Below are 16,684 nucleotides of genomic sequence, written 5' to 3' on the forward strand. Positions count from 1 at the left end.
TCGAACTCAGATGTCGTAGTACATCGCGAACTCGTGCGGGTGCGGGCGGAGGCGGATCGGGTCGATCTCGTTCTCCCGCTTGTACTCGATCCACGTCTCGATCAGGTCGGGGGTGAACACCCCGCCGTCGATCAGGTACTCGTGGTCGACCTCGAGCCGGTCGAGGACGGCGTCCAGCGACGCGGGCACCTTGTCGATGCCCATGGCCTCCTCGGGCGGCAGCTCGTAGAGGTCCTTGTCCACCGGCGCCGGCGGCTCGATCTTGTTCTTGATGCCGTCGAGGCCGGCCATCAGCATCGCCGAGAAGGCGAGGTAGGGGTTGGCCGACGGGTCGGGCACGCGGAACTCGATGCGCTTGGCCTTGGGGTTGTCGCCGGAGATCGGGATGCGGCAGCAGGCCGAGCGGTTGCGGGCCGAGTACACGAGGTTGATCGGGGCCTCGTAGCCGGGGACCAGGCGGTGGTAGCTGTTGACCGTCGGGTTCGTGAAGGCCAGCAGCGACGGCGCGTGGGCCAGCAGGCCGCCGATGTAGTGGCGGGCGGTGTCGGACAGACCCGCGTAGCCGGTCTCGGCGTGGAACAGCGGCTCGCCGTCCCGCCAGAGGCTCTGGTGGCAGTGCATGCCCGAGCCGTTGTCGCCGAACAGCGGCTTGGGCATGAACGTCGCGGTCTTGCCGTGCGCCCAGGCGGTGTTCTTGATGACGTACTTGAACAGCATCAGGCTGTCGGCCGACCGCAGCAGCGTGTCGAACTTGTAGTTGATCTCGGCCTGGCCGCCGGTGCCGACCTCGTGGTGCCCGCGCTCGAGCTCGAGGCCCACGCCGGCGAGGTTCTTCATCATGTCGGCGCGCAGGTCGCTCTGCTGGTCGTAGGGCTCGACCGGGAAGTAGCCGCCCTTCATCCGCGCCTTGTAGCCGCGGTTGGCGCCCACGCCGTTCTCGCCGGTCAGGGAGCCGGTGTTCCAGGAGCCCTCGACCGAGTCGACGTGGTAGTAGCCCTCGTTGATGCCGGTGTCGTACCGGACCGAGTCGAAGACGTAGAACTCCGCCTCCGGCCCGAAGTAGGCGGTGTCGGCGATCCCGCTGCTGGCGAGGTACGCCTCGGCCTTCTTCGCCACGTTGCGCGGGTCACGGCTGTAGGCCTCGCGCGTGATCGGGTCGTGGATGAAGAAGTTGACGTTCAGCGTCCGGTGCTTGCGGAACGGGTCGAGGAACGCGCTGTTGGCGTCGGGCAGCAGCAGCATGTCCGACTCGTTGATCGCCTGGAAACCGCGGATCGACGAGCCGTCGAAGCCGAGCCCGTCGGAGAAGGTGTCCTCACCGAACGTCGACGCCGGGATGGTGAAGTGCTGCATGACGCCGGGCAGGTCGCAGAAGCGGACGTCGACGAACTCGACGTCGTTGTCGCGGATGTAGGCGGCGACCTCGTCGGGACTGGTGAACATCGATCCTCCGGGAGTGGGCGGACAGCCGCCTGCGAACCTATGGCCGGGGGGTTGCCCCGGGGTGTCCCGTCTGTTTCGGGGCGGTAACAACGGCTCCGGCGTGTCGGGCCGGGCGTCGTCGGCGTCGCAGCTCGCACGGGTCCGCGGCGGGCGGGTCCTACGCTGGTGGACATGGTCGGGGACGTGCAGCCACCCTCTCAGGAGCGACGGCGGGGCGCTTCCCTGGGCCTGCCCGGCAGCGGCCCCGGCTCACTGGCGCCCTTCGGCACGCGGGTGCTGGCCTTCCTGGTCGACGCCTTCCTCTGCGCCGTCGTTGCCGCGTTCTTCACCGCGCCGGACCTGCCGGGCAACTGGAGCCTGCTGTCCTTCGCCGTGGTCTACGTCGTGTCCCTCGTGGCGATCGGGCAGACGCCGGGCATGAAGGTGATGGGTCTGCGGCTGGCGCACCCGCGGCCGGCGGCCCGGCTGGCGCCGTGGCGGGCCGTCGTCCGCACCGGGCTGCTCATGCTGCTCGTGCCGGCGCTCGTCGTCGACAGCGACGGCCGCGGGCTGCACGACCGCCTCACCGACACCGCCGTCGTCCTCGACCGGTGATCGTCAGGCGTGAGCGGCCGGCCGACGCCCGCGCCGTCGAGGCGGTCCACCTCGCGGCGTTCCCCACGGACGTCGAGGCCCGCCTGCTCGCGGAGCTGCGGGAGGACGCCGGCTTCCTGCCCCACCTGTCGCTGGTCGCCCTCGACGGGGAGGACGTCGTCGGCCACGTGATCGCCACCCGCGGGTGGGTCGAGCCCCTCGGTGCCCCGGCGCTGGGGCTGGGCCCGATCGGCGTCCGGCCGGACCGGCAGGGGAGGGGCGTCGGGACGGTGCTGGTGCACGCGCTGCTCGCCGTCGCGGAGGCGGCGGGGGAGCGTCTGGTCGCGCTGCTCGGCGACCCGGCGTACTACCGGCGTTCCGGCTTCGTCGTCTCCACCGAGGTGGGCATCGACCCGCCCGATCCCACGTGGGGTGTGCACTTCCAGGCCCGGGTGCTCGCCGACCCCACCCCGCACGGCACCTTCCGCTACGCCGGGCCCTTCGACCGCGTCTGAGCCCGTCGTCGACGGGAGGGTCCCGGACCCGTCCTCCGCCGTCCGGGAGGCGGTAGCGTCGCCGGATGGCGCAGGGGGGCGGCCGCGCGAGGCTCGCCGCCGCCGCCGCCGCGTTCACCAGCAACGCCCGCAACCCCGACCTGCGCCGGGCCCAGCTGAGCTTCCTCGGCGCGTGGACGGCCGAGTGGGCGTTCACCGTGGGGCTCGGGATCGTGGCCTACCGGGACGGTGGGGCGACCGCCGTCGGGCTGGTCGGACTGCTCCGGATGGTGCCGTCCGCGGTCCTGACCCCCCTCCTGTCCCCCCTCGCCGACCGGGGACGCCGGGAACGCGTCCTGGTCCTGGTGTCCACGGTGCGGGGCGTCGCCACCGCGGCGGCCGCGGTCGTCGTCGGCGTGTCGGGGCCGCCGCAGGTCGTCTACGCGCTGGCTGTGCTGTCGACGGTCGCCGCCACCCTCTTCCGGCCGGCACACTCCGCGCTGCTGCCGTCGCTGTGTCACTCCGGGTACGAGCTGGCCAGCGCCAACGTGGTCCGGGGGCTCCTGGACTCCGTGGCCACGTTGGCCGGTCCGCTGCTGGCGGCGGTGCTGCTGCAGTTCACCGGCGTCACCGTCGTCTTCGCCGTCTCGGCGGGTGCCTCGCTCTGGGCGGCGGCCCTGCTGCTGCGGCTGCGGTACGACGCCCCGCCGCGGCCGTCCGCCACCACGGGCGTCCACCTCGTGCGCGAGGGGGTGGAGGGCGTGCGGGCGGTCGTCGGCAACGGCGACCTGGCGCTCATCGTGGGCCTCGCGGCGGCGCAGACCTTCACCCGGGGGGCGCTGACCGTGCTGACCGTGGTGGTCGCCATCGACCTGCTCGGTACCGGCGAACCGGGCGTCGGCACGCTCACCGCCGCCGTCGGGGCGGGCGCGGTCCTCGGCTCGCTCGGGGCGTCGATGCTGGTCGGGACGCGCCGGCTGGGTGCCTGGTTCGCCGTTGGTGTCGTCCTGTGGGGTCTGCCGGTCACGCTCATCGGCGTCTTCCCCCAGCAGGCCGCTGCGCTGGTCCTCCTGGCCTGCGTCGGCGTAGGCAACGCGCTGATCGACGTCGGCGGGTTCACCCTGCTGGGCAGGATCACCCCGGACGACGTGCTGGCGCGGGTCTTCGGTGTGCTGGAGAGCCTGGTCGCCCTGGCCATGGGGGTGGGGGCCGTCGTCGCGGCGCTGGTGGTCGAGCTGACCGGTGTCCGCACGGCGCTGCTGACCGTCGGTCTGCTGTGCCCCGTGGCCGCGGCGGCGTCGTGGCGACGGCTGCGGCGGATGGACCGCTCCGTGGGTGTCCGCGACCGGGACATCGGTCTGCTGCAGGCCGTGCCCATGCTGCACGCGCTGCCGCTGCCCGCCGTCGAGCAGCTGGCCCGTCACCTGGAGCCGGTCACGGTGCCCGCGGGCACCGCCGTCTTCGAGCAGGGCGACGTCGGCTCCTCCTACTACGTGATCGAGTCGGGTGAGGCCGACGTGATCGGGGACGGACACGCGGTGGCGGCTCTCGGCCGGGGGGAGGGCTTCGGGGAGATCGCGCTGCTCCGCAGCGTCCGCCGGACGGCCACCGTGCGGGCCACGAGCGAGCTCCGGCTCCAGACGCTGGGGTCCGACCACTTCCTCGCGGTCGTCCTCGGGTACACGCCGAGCGCCCGGGAGGCCGAGACGGTGGTCGGCACGATGCTCGACCGCTTCTCCCCCCACGACGGGGACGGGGGACCTCCTCGGACCAGCCGCTGAGGTCCCGGTGTCGCTAGGTTGTCGGAGCATGGCCGCCGAACGTGCGCTCCTCCTGATAGCGGACATCGGTGGCTACACCGAGTACATGCGTTCCCACCGGATGAGCCTCGCGCACGCCGAGGTGAACACCGCGCGGCTGCTGGAGAAGGTCATCGACGCCGCGCGCGGCTTCGACCTGATCGAGGTCGAGGGTGACGCGGCCTTCCTCTACCGCCGGGCGGACGGGTTGGACGACGACGCCACGGTCACCTCCACCACCCGGGCCGCCGTCGCCATGCACCGCGCGTTCCACCTCGAGCGGCAGTACGTCGCGGCCAACCTCTGCCCGTGCGACGGGTGCACGCAGGCCAACGACCTCAAGGTGAAGTTCGTCGCGCACATCGGCGAGGTCGCCGTCCAGACCATCCGGCAGCGACGCAAGCTCGTCGGCATCGACGTCATCCAGGTGCACCGGATGCTGAAGAACCCGGTCCAGGTCCCCGAGTACGTCCTCTTCTCCGAGGAGCTCTACCGGGCCGGTGGTTCGGTCCTGCCGGACCCCGTCCACGAGGTCGCGCAGGAACTGGAGGGGATCGGTCCCGTCCGCGAGTACTTCGTGGACGTCGTGGACGTCGCGGGCTCCGCGCCTCCGCTGCCGGGTCCGTCCTGGCTCGGACGCCTCGGGAGGACGGTGGGCGTGGTCGGGTCGGGCCTGCCGTACATGCTGGGCCTGCGCCAGGGGCGTCGTCCCGCCGCCGCCCACTGAGGCCCCGACCGGCGCCGGCAGCGCCACGTCACCCCGCCGGGACGGGGGCGGTCAGCGGCGGCGGACCTGCCGCTGGCTGACCGTCATCTGCTTGCCGCCGGGCATCGGGCCACCGGGGATCGGGGGACGGGGGCCGCCGAGGGCGGCCAGCCGGCGGCCGAGGGTGTTGACCTCGGCGGCGGAGAGGTTGCGCGGCAGCTTCATCACGTGGGTGCTGAGCTTGCGCAGGGGCACCTGGCCCTCCTCGTCGCCCACGACGACGTCGTAGATCGGGGTGTCACCGACGACGCGCGCGATCCGCTTCTTCTCCTGCGCCAGCAGGCCGCGGACCCGGGCGGGCGAGCCCTCGGCGACCAGGATGACGCCGGGACGGCCGAGGACGCGGTGCACCGAGTCCAGCTGCGCGGTCCCCGCGACGCCGGCCGACACCCGCCAGTCACCGCGCATGCCCTCGAGCACCCACGCGGCCGCACCCGGCTGGCCCTCGACCTGGCGGTAGGCCGAGCCCTGCGCGCGGCGGCCGAACACGATCATCGCGGCCAGCAGGCCCAGGACGATCGCGATGGGCAGGAAGAGGAACGGCGCGTCGAAGAGGATGGCCACCAGCTCGACGAGGCCGGCCACCACCACGAAGGCGATGAGCATCAGCCACGGCAGCTTGGGGTCGTTCTTGCTGGTGAGCGTGTATGCCTGCTTGATCAGGCGGGCCTGGTTGCCGATCTTCTTCAGCCGGCCCACCTTCGGCTGGCCGTCCTTGCCGGTCCTCGCCGGCTTGCCCGCCGTGGTCTTGCCGACCGCGGTGGCGCCGGCTGCAGCCCCCGGGGACCGGCCGCGCCCCGCGGCGGGGCCCCGCCCGGCGTTGCCGGCGGGAGCGGGGGAGTCTGTGGGCTTGCTGCGTGCCATGCCCCCAGGATAGGGGCGCGGCGACACGGTCCCGGGGAGCCGGCGGGGCGGTCAGCCCCGAGTGGTGAGGCCGCGGGCCTCGACGGCCTGCTGGTAGAGCCGGCCGGCCCGGTAGGAGCTGCGCACCAGCGGCCCGGCGAGCACGCCCGGGAACCCGATCTCCTCCGCCTGCTGCTGGAAGCCGACGAACTCGTCGGGCTTGACCCAGCGGACGACGGGGTGGTGCCGCGGCGAGGGCCGCAGGTACTGGGTGATCGTCAGCAGGTCGCAGCCGGCGTCGTGCAGCGCCCGCATGGTCTCCACGACCTCCTCGGGCTCCTCGCCCATCCCGAGGATGAGGTTGGACTTGGTCACCAGGCCGGCCTCGCGGGCGGCGGTGATGACCGACAGGGACCGCTCGAAGCGGAAGCCCGGGCGGATGCGCTTGAAGATCCGCGGCACCGTCTCGACGTTGTGCGCGAGGACCTCGGGCCGGGAGGAGAAGACCTCGGCGAGCTGGGCCGGATCGGCGTTGAAGTCGGGGATCAGCAGCTCGACGCCGCAGCCGGGGACGGCGGCGTGGATCTGGCGGACCGTCTCGGCGTAGAGCCACGCGCCGCCGTCGGGCAGGTCGTCGCGGGCGACGCCGGTGACGGTGGCGTAGCGCAGCTGCATCGTGGCGACGCTCTCGGCCACGCGGCGGGGCTCGTCGGCGTCGAAGTCGGCGGGCTTGCCGGTGTCGATCTGGCAGAAGTCGCAGCGCCGGGTGCACTGGTCGCCACCGATGAGGAAGGTGGCCTCCCGGTCCTCCCAGCACTCGTAGATGTTGGGGCAGCCGGCCTCTTCGCAGACGGTGTGCAGGCCCTCACGGCGGACCAGCGACTTGAGCTCGGTGTACTCCGGCCCGGTCTTGAGCCGGGTCTTGATCCACTCCGGCTTGCGCTCGATCGGGACCTGGGCGTTACGGACCTCGAGACGGAGCAGCTTGCGGCCCGCGGGGCCGGTCGGGGACGGGTCGGAGGTACTGGTCGTCACCGTCTCGCTCATGATCCCCACGGTACCCCCGGACGCGGACCGCCCCCGCTGCCTCGGGGGGCGGCGGGGGCGGTCTGCGGAGTGCCGGGTCGGCTCAGGCCTGGCCGGCCGCCGGACCGGCGGTCGGGCCCTCGTCGGACCCGCCGCCGGCGGTGAACGGCTCGGGAGCGGTCTGGGTGGGGTCGGTGGCGCCGGCGTCGTCGTCACCGGCGACGAGCTGGGCGTCACGGATGCCCATGTCGGACTCGGCGGGCGCCGAGTCACCGGCCACGAACATCGCGTCGGAGACGGTCTTGCCGGAATCGTCGTTGCTCGGGGAACTGGGCACGGGGTCCTCTCGGTAGCTCGGCACGGGCCCGTCACCGGCCGGGGCCGGCGTCCACGGGTCCGCCTTCCTGCGACGCACGAGCACCGTCGCTGCGGCGACCGCCCCGACCACGGCCAGCAGCCACGGCCAGCGCGACGACCCCGACTCCACGCTCACCTTCCGCGTGGCCTTCGCGGCCGTGCGCCCGGTCTTCCGCAGTGTCTTCTTGCCCGCCTTCGCGGTCCCCGACACCAGTTCGGCGCGCCGGCTCTCCAGCTCGCCGAGCGCGGTGCCGACGCCTGCCATCAGGGTCCCGCGCGCGTTGTCCAGCGCGGGGACGACGGTGTCCCTCGCAGCGGCCACGCGGGGCGCGACGTCGGCGGCCAGCTTGCGGCTGGCGGCCGAGGCGGCCTCGACGCGCGGCGCGAGGTCGGCGGCGGCCCTGGCGGCGGCGGCACCGGCGGCGGTCAGGGCCGTGGCGACGGTGGGGCCGGCGGCCTCGCGGGCCGCGACGACACGCGGCGTCAGGGCGATGACGGCGGCGTCGACCCGCTCGCGGGCGGCCTCGAGGACCGGGCCCGTCGCGTCGCGGGCGGCGTCCACCCGGGGCGTGAGGGCCTCACGGGCGGAGGCGACGGCGGGCGCGGCCACGGCGACCGCGGCGGCGACCTTGGGGGCGACCGCCACGCGGGCGGCGTCGAGCACCGGTCCGGCCGCCTCCAACGCGGCGTCCATCCGCGGGCCGAGCTGCTCCGCGGCGGCGCGGCCGGCCTCGGTGACGGCGGCGCCGAGGTGGCTCAGCCCCTCCTGGAGCTCGGCCTGGATGACCTGGCCGCGGGACTGTGTGCGGAACACGTGATGCACCTCCGGGTTGATCGACTCCGGCCATCCTGCCCGCTCGGGCCGACCGGCACACCCCCGGGCAGGCGCTCAGACGGAGCGGAGCAGCCCGCTGCGTTCGGCCGACAGCCAGCGCAGGAGGTCCGCGACGGGCATCGGCCGCGCGACGGCGTAGCCCTGGGCGACGTCGCAGCCCAGCGACGCCAGCCGCCGTGCCGTGGCGACGTCCTCGACGCCCTCGGCCACCAGGCTCAGGCCCAGGTCGTGGGCGAGCGCGACGGTGTGCCGGACGATCGCCGCGGCACGCTCGTCGGTGTCGACGTCGGCGGTGAGGCTGCGGTCGAGCTTGAGCTCGTCGGCGGGCAGCCGGCGCAGGTAGGCCAGCGAGCTGTAGCCGGTGCCGTAGTCGTCGATCGAGGTGCGCACCCCGAGGCGGCGCAGCTCGCCGAGCACGGACCGGCCGCGCTCGGGATCGGCCATGAGGGTGTCCTCGACCAGCTCCAGGGTGAGCGACGCCGCCGGCAGCCCGCGCCGGGCCAGCTTCGCGGCGACCTTGCCGGGCAGGTCGATGTCGGCGACGTTGGCCGCGGACAGGTTCACCGACACCGGCACCCGGTGCTCGTCCCACCACTGCGCCACCGCGTCGAGCGAGCGCTCGAGCACGGTGTCGGTGAGCGGGCGCAGCAGGCCGGCCTGCTCGGCGGCGGGCAGGACGTGCCCGGGGGAGAGCAGCCCGCGCTCGGGGTGGTGCCACCGCAGCAGCGCCTCGACGCCGACGACGCGGCCGTCGTCCATGGCGACCTGCGGCTGCAGGTGGACGTCGAGCTGGTCCTCGACGAGAGCGGTGCGCAGCTCCTCCATCGTGCGCAGCCGCTCGCCGGAGCCGCTGGTGGGGTCGGGGACGTAGACGTGCACGCCGGTGCGCTCGGTCTTGGCGGCGTACATGGCGACGTCGGCGCAGCGCAGCAGCTCCTGGACGTCGTCGGCGGGGACCGGCGCGGTCGAGACGCCGATGCTCACACCGACGTGCAGCCGGATGCCGTCGACCTCGAAGGGCTGCCGCAGCAGGTCGTGGACGATGCCGGCGCGCTCGGCGGCGGCGTCGAGGCCGAGGTCGGGCAGCAGGACGGCGAACTCGTCGCCGCCGAGCCGGGCGAGCACCTCACCCGGGCGCAACGCCGGCGACAGCCGCGGGCCGACCTGGCACAGCAGCTGGTCGCCGGCGCCGTGCCCGAGGCTGTCGTTGACCTCCTTGAAGCCGTCGAGGTCGAGCAGCAGCAGCGCCGCGGGGGAGGCGGTGCTGGCCCCGGCGACGACGACCCGGGCCCGCTCGAGCAGCGCACGCCGGTTGGGCAGCCCGGTGAGCTCGTCGGTGCGCGCCTCCTGCCGGACCGCCGCGAAGGACCGGACCTCGCGGAAGGTGACCGCGGTCCGGGCGAGCGCGGCGAGCACGCAGCCGACGGCCAGCCAGCCGGCGGTGCCGGGGAGGTCGTCGCCGTAGCCGGCGGCGAGGACGACGAGGGCGGCGAGCGTGCCGGCCAGCGGCAGCGCGACCAGCCGCCAGGTGATGCGGACGCCCTCCTGGCCGTCGCGGGGCCGCGGGTCGCCGGTCGTGCCCCGCGCGGCGAGGGCGGCGAGCAGGATGCCGGCCTGCCAGAGCAGCTCCAGCGGCCCGCCGTCGGCGTAGCTGCCCGAGGCGCTCAGCGCGAACAGGGCGACGTCGGCGACGCAGAAGAGCGCGACCGCGCTGCCGACGCACAGCAGCGTGCGGTCGAGGTGCACGCCGAGGATGGCGCTGACCCCGACGAGCAGCGAGAGCAGCAGCACGTCGGCGCCCGGCCAGGCGAGCTGGGCGACCGACACGTGGCCGCCGTCGGTGAGGTAGGGGCCGAGCAGGAAGCCGGTGCCGACCGCGGTGGTCCCGAGGGCGCCGACCAGGCCGTCGAGCCACATGCTGGGCAGGAACCGGGGCACGCGGGCGCGGATGAGGACGAACAGCGCCACGTAGAGGCTCAGGTAGGCGACGGCGACGCAGACGTCGGCCACCGGCGCGGGAGTGGTGCCGGCCTGGCCGGTCTCCACGATCCGGGCGACGTTGCCGGCGGCGCCGGCGACCGTCGTGGTCGCGAGCGCCCGCCAGGCCAGGGCCTCCCGCGGCGCGCGCCGGGCGGTGATCCAGCACGCGGCACCGGCGGCCAGCCAGGACAGGTGGTAGAGCACGACGTCGTAGAGGACGTCCCAGGCCACACCGGCCGGGCGCGGGCCGACGCCGGTGGCGAAGGCGGCCACGCCGATCATCGCGACCACCAGGAGGGGGTCGCGGGGATCGGTCCCCGGCTGCCGGGGGGACTGCGGACCGCGTCGCACGGTTGCGACAACGGCAGATCAGGCCCCGGAGTGCAGTCCGGAGGCCACGACCGACCCGTCCGGGTGAGCTGCCGGGCGCTAGACTCGGGGGGTGACCGGCGGGCAGCTGCTTCTCCGGCCGTGCTGACCTGTTCCACCAGGCAGCACGGCGACCCCTCCTGCGTGAGGGGTCTTTTCATGTCCGCCGACGGATGACCCCGGGAGCACCGCGATGAGCCAGACGGCCAGCCAGCCCACGACCGAGCCGGCCGAGGAGGGCGTCCCCCCGCACCGCTACACCCCGGCCCTCGCGCAGCGCATCGAGCTGGAGTGGCAGGACCGCTGGGAGCGGGAGGGGACCTTCCACACGCCCAACCCCGTGGGCCGGCTCTCGGCGGGCTTCGACCGGGTCGCCGACCGGCCCAAGACCTTCCTCATGGACATGTTCCCGTACCCCTCGGGCGCGGGCCTGCACGTCGGTCACCCCCTGGGCTACCTGGGCACCGACGTCACCAGCCGGTTCCGCCGCATGGACGGCGACAACGTGCTGCACCCGATGGGCTATGACGCCTTCGGCCTGCCCGCCGAGCAGTACGCCGTCCAGACCGGGCAGCACCCGCGGGTCACCACCGAGGCCAACATCGCCGCGATCCGGGCCCAGCTGCGCCGCCTCGGCGTCGACCACGACGAGCGCCGCACCTTCGCCACGATCGACCCGGGCTACTACCGGTGGACGCAGTGGATCTTCCTGAAGATCTTCGGCGCCTGGTTCGACGAGGAGGCCGGCAAGGCCCGCCCGGTCGAGGAGCTGGTGGCCGAGCTGGACGCCGGCACGCGCGAGCCCGCGCCCGGCACCGACCCGTCGGGTCGGCCGTGGGCCGAGCTGTCCGACGTCGACAAGCGGAGGGTCGTCGACGCCCACCGGCTGGCCTACCTGCACGAGGCGCCGGTCAACTGGTGCCCGGGCCTGGGCACGGTGCTCTCCAACGAGGAGGTCACCCCCGACGGGCGCTCCGAGCGCGGCAACTTCCCGGTGTTCCGGCGCCCGCTGACCCAGTGGATGATGCGGATCACCGCCTACGCCGAGCGGCTGCTGGCCGACCTGGACCGGCTGGACTGGTCGGACTCGGTCAAGCAGATGCAGCGCAACTGGATCGGCCGCTCGACCGGCGCGCGCATCCGGTTCGCGGCCGGCGACCGCACCATCGAGGTCTTCACCACCCGGCCCGACACGCTGTTCGGCGCCACGTACGTGGTGCTGGCGCCCGAGCACCCGCTGGTCGCGGAGCTGACCGCCGACGCGTGGCCCGACGGCACCGACCCGCGCTGGACCGCCGGAGCGGCGACCCCGCGCGAGGCGGTCGAGGCCTACCAGCGGCAGGCCTCGCGGCGCTCGGAGCTCGACCGGCAGAACGAGAGCCGGGAGAAGACCGGCGTCTGGCTGGGCACCACCGCCGCCAACCCGGTGACCGGCGGCGAGCTGCCGGTGTTCATCGCCGACTACGTGCTGACCGGCTACGGCACCGGCGCGATCATGGCCGTGCCCGGCGAGGACACCCGCGACTGGGAGTTCGCGCACGCCTTCGGCCTGCCGGTGGTGCGCACGGTGCAGCCGCCGGCCGGCTTCGACGGCGGCGCCTACACCGGCAGCGGCCCGATGATCAACTCGTCGAGCGAGCAGGTCTCGCTGGACGGGCTGACCGACAAGGCCGCCGCGATCGCGGCGATGACGGACTGGCTGGTCGCCTCCGGGCACGGTGAGGCGACGACCACCTACAAGCTGCGCGACTGGCTGTTCAGCCGGCAGCGCTACTGGGGCGAGCCGTTCCCCGTCGTCTACGACGCCGACGGCCTGCCGCGAGCGGTGCCCGAGTCGCTGCTGCCGGTGCTGCTGCCCGACGTCGACGACTACTCGCCGAAGACCTTCGCCGATGACGACGCCACGTCCACGCCCGAGCCGCCGCTGTCGCGGGTGACCGAGTGGACGACCGTCGAGCTCGACCTGGGCGACGGCCCCCGGCCCTACCGCCGCGAGACCAACACGATGCCCAACTGGGCGGGCTCGTGCTGGTACTACCTGCGCTACCTGGACCCGGGCGACGACACGCAGATGGTCGACCCGGAGCTGGAGCGCTACTGGCTGGGCCCGCGCACGCCGGGCGACGTCGGTGGCGTGGACCTCTACGTCGGCGGCATGGAGCACGCGGTCCTGCACCTGCTGTACGCGCGCTTCTGGCACAAGGTGCTGCACGACCTGGGCTACGTGTCCAGCGAGGAGCCGTTCCGGCGGCTGGTGAACCAGGGCTACATCTCCGCCTATGCCTACACCGACGAGCGCGGCTTCTACGTGCCCGCCGCCGAGGTCGTGGAGGAGGGCGGGCGGTTCTCCTTCGAGGGCAGGCCGGTCAACCGCGAGTACGGGAAGATCGGCAAGTCCCTGAAGAACATGGTCACGCCGGACGAGATGATCGGGGCCTACGGCGCCGACACGTTCCGGGTCTACGAGATGTCCACGGGGCCGCTGGAGCAGTCGCGGCCGTGGGACACCAAGGCGGTCGTCGGGTCGCAGCGGCTGCTGCAGCGGATCTGGCGGGTCGTCGTCGACGAGGGGACCGGCGCGGTGCGGGTCGCCGACGAGGCTCCCGGCGAGGACGGGCTGCGGGCGCTGCACAAGGCGATCGCCGGGGTGCGCGACGGCATGGCGACGCTGCGGTTCAACGTCGGGATCGCCCGGATCGCCGAGCTGACCAACGCGCTGACCGCGGCCTACGGCGCCGACACCCCCGTTCCGCGGTCGGTGGCCGAGCCGCTGGTGCTGCTGGTGGCGCCGCTGGCCCCGCACCTGGCCGAGGAGCTGTGGGCGCGGCTGGGGCACGAGGAGTCGGTGGCGTGGGCGCCGTTCCCGGTGGCCGACGAGCGCTGGCTGGTCGAGGACACCGTGCAGGTCGCCGTCCAGGTCAACGGCAAGGTGCGCGCCCAGGTCACCGTGCCGGCCGACGCCGACGCCGCGGCCCTCGAGGCGGCGGCGCGCGACGAGGAGAAGGTCGCCGCGCAGCTGGCCGGGAAGACGGTGCGGCGGGTCGTCGCGGTGCCCGGCCGGCTGGTCAACTTCGTCGTGTCCTGAGGCGCCGCCCCTCCTGACCCGCCGGTCAGGAGGGGCGGATCCGGAGGAGCTCGTGCCGCTCGGTGCCCGGCATCGTCAGCCGCGACCACTGCCGCGAGGTGACGTAGCCGAGCCGGAACCGCCGGCCGTGGGTCCGGCGGAGCGCGGCGAGCGCCCGCGGCCGGTCGGCGCGGTCGACGAAGCCCGCGGTCGCCTCGACGGCGGGACCGCGCACCCGGCCGCGCACCTCGCACGGTGACACGCTGACCCGGGCGGTGTGCCGCAGCCGCTCGACCTTGCCGGAGTCGGCGCGGGCCCAGACGACGAGGGAGTCGCCGTCGGGCGCTGCCCACACCGGGGTGGCCACGGGGACGCCGGTGCGACGGAAGGTGGTCAGGCTGACGTAGGTGCTGCGCGGGAGGTCGGCCACGTCGTCGATCGACCGGTCAGGTCAGGCGGCCGGCGCGAGCGTGAGGACCCGCCGCACCGCGGCCTCGACCGCGTCGATCACCTCGGCGACGGGGACGTCGCGGCCCAGCTCGGCGGACAGCGAGGTGACGCCGGCGTCGGCGATGCCGCACGGGACGATCGCGCCGAACGCGCCGAGGTCGGGGTCGCAGTTGAGGGCGAAGCCGTGCATGGTCACGCCCCGGGCGACCCGCACGCCGATCGCGGCGATCTTGCGCTCCGGCCGGAACCGGCTGTCCGGTCCGGGCGGGTCGGCGGGAAGCCAGACCCCGCTGCGCCCCTCGACCCGCCGGGTGTCGACGCCGAGGGAGCCGCAGACCTGCATGAGCGCGTCCTCGAGGCGGCGCACGTGCGCCACGACGTCGACCGGGTCGGGCAGCGCGACGATCGGGTAGCCGACCAGCTGACCGGGACCGTGCCAGGTGATCTTGCCGCCGCGGTCGACGTCGACGACCGGAGTGCCGTCGAACGGGCGCTCGTGCGGCTCGGTGCGCCGGCCGGCCGTGTAGACCGACGGGTGCTCGAGCAGCAGCAGCGTGTCCGGGCCCTCCCCGGCGACCCGGGCGGCGTGGACCTCCCGCTGGCGCGCCCACGCCTCCTCGTAGGGGACGGTGCCGGCCCGGACGACGTGCAACTCGGTCACGGTGCCCAGCCTAGGCCCGGTGCTCAGCGGAGCCGCCGCGGCTCGATGCGGGTCTCCACGGCGGTGCCGTCGGGGCCGCGCTCGACCCGGTAGGCGCCCGCGCCCGGCCGGTCGGCGACGGCCTCGACGAGTTGGGTGCCACGGTAGAGGAGGCCTGCGCCGTCGTCGGTGGCGTGGCCGGCCGGGAGCGTGCGTCGGCGACCAGCCGGTGGTACAGCGGCCGCCGCTGGGCCTCGGAGTCGTGGTGGACGCCGTTGGACGTCGGGATGAGCCCCAGGCCGTCGGTGACCGGCCGCAGGTCGGGGCCGTAGGAGTCGGTGGTGCCGCCGACGTGCCAGCACAGCGATCCCGCGGAGACCCCGCCGAGCACCACCCCGGCCCGCCAGCACTCCGCGAGCACCTCGTCGAGGCCGTGCACGCGCCAGACGGCCAGCAGGTTCGCCACGCTGCCGCCGCCGACCCAGACGACGTCCTGCGCGAGCAGGTGGGCCCGCAGGTCGGGGACGGTCGGCATCGGGAACAGGCTCAGGTGGCTGACCTGCACCCGGCTGCCGGCGAACGCGCCGTAGACGCCGGCGATGCGGACCGGATCGTCGCCGGTCGCGGTGCCGAGGTGGCACAGCCGCGGCCGCTCCGGCGCCCCGGCCAGCTCGACGGCCAGGTCGAACACCGGCCCCGGCGCCCAGTCGTAGGGACCGCGGCCGCGGGAGTCGAAGCCGATGCTGGTGGCCAGGATGGTCGGCGACGTCGCGGGCATCAGGCTGCGCCCGTGCGGTCGTCGGACCGGGTGGTCGACTGCAGGGCCCGCAGCACGGCCGCGGCGGTGCGCCGGCCGCTGGCCATCGCTCCCTGGATCGACGGGGTGTCCCGGTGGTCGCCGCAGACGTACAGGCCGCCACCGAGGTCGACTGCACGGCGGTGCCGCAGCGGGGGCAGCGCGGCCGGCTGCGCGCCGGTGACCGTCACCGTGGTCAGGTGCCCGAGGTCGCCCGTCGCGACGTCGTGCAGCCGGGCCACCTCCTCGCGCACCTCGGCCTCCCGCGTCGGGGCGAGCGTGCTGCTGGCCACCAGGGCGCGGCCGTCGGGGGAGTAGGCGGGCTGCGCGTCGCTCAGCACCACGCTGTTGACCAGACGGCCCCCGGGTGTCCCGAGGACGACGAGCGGCTCGGTCCAGGGCGAGGCCGGCAGCACGTGGTAGTGCGTCGTCACCTGCCGGGGAGCGCTGGCCTCGACGGCCGGGACGAGGTCGGCGGCGGTGCCCGGGTCGGTGGCCACGACGACGGCGTCCGCGCGCACCCGGCCGGCGTCGCTGTCCACCGAGGTCCCGGAGACCGCGGTGACGCGCACGCGGTGGTGCACGCGGCCCTCCCCGACCCGCGCGGCCAGCTGCTCGCCGATCGCCTGGATGCCCCGCGCCGGCAGGGCCGTCCCGCCGCGGGCGAAGCTGCGCCAGAGCAGGTCGAGGTAGCGGCTGGAGGTCTCGAGCCGGTCCTCGAGCAGCACCCCGGCGAGGAACGGACCGAAGAATCGCTCGAGCGCCACCTCCCCGACGCCCGCCTCCTCCAGGTGGGCGGCCGCCGAGGTCTCCCGGGCGGCGAGCAGGCGGGGGACCGGCCAGTACCCGGCCCGCGCGGAGAAGGCGGCGATGGCCACCTTGTGCGGCAGGGAGCCGATCGGTGCGCGCAGGGTGTCCGCCAGCGCCGACGGCCGACGACGGGGGTCGGCCACCCGGTGCGCCCGCTCCCCGACCCGCACCACGGCTCCCGGCGTGAAGAACCCGAGGTCGAGGGCGGGCAGGTCCAGGTCGGCCGCGCGCGGGTAGCCGGTGTTGAACACCTGGAAGCCCCGGTCGACGACGAACCCGTCGACCTGCTCGGTGGCCAGCCGGCCACCCGCGTGCGCGGAGGCCTCCAGGACGTGCACGTCGCAGCCCGCGGCGGCCAGCCGGGTCGCCACCGACAGGCCGGCCAGACCCGCACCGACGACGACGACCTCGGCACGGGCGGGCAGCGGCATGGCTCCGA

At 74.5% G+C, this 16,684-nt stretch carries 14 protein-coding genes; 5 read left to right on the top strand and 9 right to left on the bottom strand.

The window, feature by feature from the left end; translation table 11 throughout:
• Positions 1-6: 6 nt before the first annotated feature.
• Positions 7-1,443 carry a type I glutamate--ammonia ligase gene (gene glnA, locus HLV61_RS08135; protein WP_369254137.1) on the bottom strand — a complete coding sequence of 479 codons (1,437 nt, stop codon included), beginning with the start codon at positions 1,441-1,443 and terminating at the stop codon, positions 7-9.
• A 183-nt stretch (positions 1,444-1,626) separates the two neighbouring features.
• On the opposite strand from glnA, the gene HLV61_RS08140 reads away from it, so the two are divergent.
• The 4 genes from HLV61_RS08140 (at position 1,627) to HLV61_RS08155 (ending at position 5,036) form a co-directional block, all read left to right on the top strand.
• Positions 1,627-2,037 carry an RDD family protein gene (locus HLV61_RS08140; protein WP_369254139.1) on the top strand — a complete coding sequence of 137 codons (411 nt, stop codon included), beginning with the start codon at positions 1,627-1,629 and terminating at the stop codon, positions 2,035-2,037.
• A complete protein-coding gene (locus HLV61_RS08145; protein WP_369254141.1) occupies positions 2,034-2,531 on the top strand; it encodes a GNAT family N-acetyltransferase in 498 nt (165 codons plus the stop codon). The genes HLV61_RS08140 and HLV61_RS08145 overlap by 4 nt, the downstream gene beginning before the upstream one ends.
• Positions 2,532-2,596: 65 nt before the next feature.
• Entirely contained in the window at positions 2,597-4,291 is a 1,695-nt protein-coding gene (locus tag HLV61_RS08150; RefSeq protein WP_369254143.1) for an MFS transporter, read from the top strand.
• 28 nt (positions 4,292-4,319) lie between these two features.
• Positions 4,320-5,036: a DUF2652 domain-containing protein gene (locus HLV61_RS08155; RefSeq protein WP_369254145.1), complete on the top strand. Its 717-nt coding sequence runs from the start codon at positions 4,320-4,322 to the stop codon at positions 5,034-5,036.
• 51 nt (positions 5,037-5,087) lie between these two features.
• Here HLV61_RS08155 and HLV61_RS08160 read toward each other — a convergent pair whose 3' ends face one another.
• The 4 genes from HLV61_RS08160 to HLV61_RS08175 form a co-directional block, all read right to left on the bottom strand.
• On the bottom strand, positions 5,088-5,939 hold the full coding sequence (locus HLV61_RS08160; RefSeq protein WP_369254147.1) for a DUF4191 domain-containing protein: 852 nt from the start codon (positions 5,937-5,939) through the stop codon (positions 5,088-5,090).
• Between the two features lie 51 nt (positions 5,940-5,990).
• Positions 5,991-6,965, bottom strand: a complete 975-nt coding sequence (gene lipA, locus HLV61_RS08165; RefSeq protein WP_369254149.1) for a lipoyl synthase — start codon at positions 6,963-6,965, stop codon at positions 5,991-5,993.
• Between the two features lie 82 nt (positions 6,966-7,047).
• Positions 7,048-8,115 (bottom strand): hypothetical protein, encoded by a 1,068-nt coding sequence (locus HLV61_RS08170; RefSeq protein ID WP_369254151.1) that lies wholly within the window; start codon positions 8,113-8,115, stop codon positions 7,048-7,050.
• A gap of 75 nt (positions 8,116-8,190) precedes the next feature.
• Positions 8,191-10,398 (bottom strand): putative bifunctional diguanylate cyclase/phosphodiesterase, encoded by a 2,208-nt coding sequence (locus tag HLV61_RS08175; protein WP_369254691.1) that lies wholly within the window; start codon positions 10,396-10,398, stop codon positions 8,191-8,193.
• 280 nt (positions 10,399-10,678) lie between these two features.
• Here HLV61_RS08175 and leuS point away from each other — a divergent pair, with 280 nt between their 5' ends.
• Complete coding sequence (gene leuS / locus HLV61_RS08180) at positions 10,679-13,570, top strand: leucine--tRNA ligase (RefSeq protein WP_369254153.1); 2,892 nt, start codon at positions 10,679-10,681, stop codon at positions 13,568-13,570.
• A gap of 25 nt (positions 13,571-13,595) precedes the next feature.
• Here leuS and HLV61_RS08185 read toward each other — a convergent pair whose 3' ends face one another.
• The 4 genes from HLV61_RS08185 to HLV61_RS08200 are packed head-to-tail and all read right to left on the bottom strand — an operon-like array spanning position 13,596 to position 16,676.
• Complete coding sequence (locus tag HLV61_RS08185) at positions 13,596-13,979, bottom strand: PPOX class F420-dependent oxidoreductase (protein ID WP_369254155.1); 384 nt, start codon at positions 13,977-13,979, stop codon at positions 13,596-13,598.
• A gap of 21 nt (positions 13,980-14,000) precedes the next feature.
• Positions 14,001-14,660, bottom strand: a complete 660-nt coding sequence (lipB, locus tag HLV61_RS08190) for a lipoyl(octanoyl) transferase LipB (protein WP_369254157.1) — start codon at positions 14,658-14,660, stop codon at positions 14,001-14,003.
• A gap of 10 nt (positions 14,661-14,670) precedes the next feature.
• The gene (locus tag HLV61_RS08195; protein WP_369254159.1) at positions 14,671-15,417 is read right to left on the bottom strand and encodes a Type 1 glutamine amidotransferase-like domain-containing protein; all 747 of its coding nucleotides are present in this window, start codon (positions 15,415-15,417) and stop codon (positions 14,671-14,673) included.
• Positions 15,417-16,676, bottom strand: a complete 1,260-nt coding sequence (locus HLV61_RS08200; protein WP_369254161.1) for an NAD(P)/FAD-dependent oxidoreductase — start codon at positions 16,674-16,676, stop codon at positions 15,417-15,419. The genes HLV61_RS08195 and HLV61_RS08200 overlap by 1 nt, the downstream gene beginning before the upstream one ends.
• Between the last annotated feature and the right edge of the window lie 8 nt (positions 16,677-16,684).

This window comes from Geodermatophilus amargosae, assembly GCF_041028265.1.
GTDB classification, from domain to species: Bacteria; Actinomycetota; Actinomycetes; order Mycobacteriales; family Geodermatophilaceae; genus Geodermatophilus; species Geodermatophilus amargosae_A.